We start from the raw sequence: 814 nt of genomic DNA on the forward strand, positions 1-814 counted from the left end.
TTTGAGCTGTTGAATAACTTCCTCAGGAGCATGTGCACCAAGCTGCTTGGTGCACTGTTCAAAGGCAAATGCAACGCCGCCTTGTCGATAGTTTCTCGCCAACACTTCGCACTGGGCATAAAGATGCCGTGGGTCGCCACCAACGTCAAACGCCTTGTTTAACGCCTTACTCGCTTCTAATACGTCGGATTTCTCCAACGCTAAACCGTACACATACCAATACTGAGCGTTATCTTTCGCGCTTTCTGCGGCCTGTTTTAAATACTGATTAGCTTGTTTGCTGTTGCCTTGTCTTAACAGCGCAAGACCTGCACTGTAAGGCAGCGAACTTGATTTCGGTTGCGCTTTCATTCCCGCAGTCAGAATTTGTACCGCTTTGGCTTCATCACCTTGTCGGCGATACATGTCCGCTAAATTGACGTAGCTATTTTCGAAATAAGGTTCGATGTCGATAGCTTGTTGATACAGTTCGATCGCTTTATTAGCCTCTCCCAAACTGCGATATACATTGGCTAAGTTAGTTCGCCCAAATCCGCGATCGGCATTAAAGCGTTGAATGTCCATGTATTCATCTAACGGTTTTTGAATGCGCTCTCTTTGTAGCGGATTCATCTCCCCATAATGACTGACTAGCGCAGCCGCCGCTTCGGTTCGCACCGACAACACCGGATCACTCAGCAACGGCTGTAAAATCTGCCAACGGTCACTAAAGTCATACCCTGCCGAGCCAGCAACAGCACCCAGTCGAATCATCTCGTTCTCATGTTTCACGGCGCGCGCAAGCGCAACCAACGTATTCTGGCCAGTATTGCCT

Annotated in this window: 1 protein-coding gene; it reads right to left on the reverse strand. The window is 48.6% G+C overall.

Annotated features, from left to right (window positions below):
• Positions 1-814 (reverse strand): tetratricopeptide repeat protein (locus tag R7Z49_RS24255; protein WP_318112261.1); only part of this gene is annotated, 814 nt, incomplete at both ends.

Source organism: Vibrio sp. 1562 (assembly GCF_033340155.1).
Taxonomy (GTDB): Bacteria; Pseudomonadota; Gammaproteobacteria; order Enterobacterales; family Vibrionaceae; genus Vibrio; species Vibrio alginolyticus.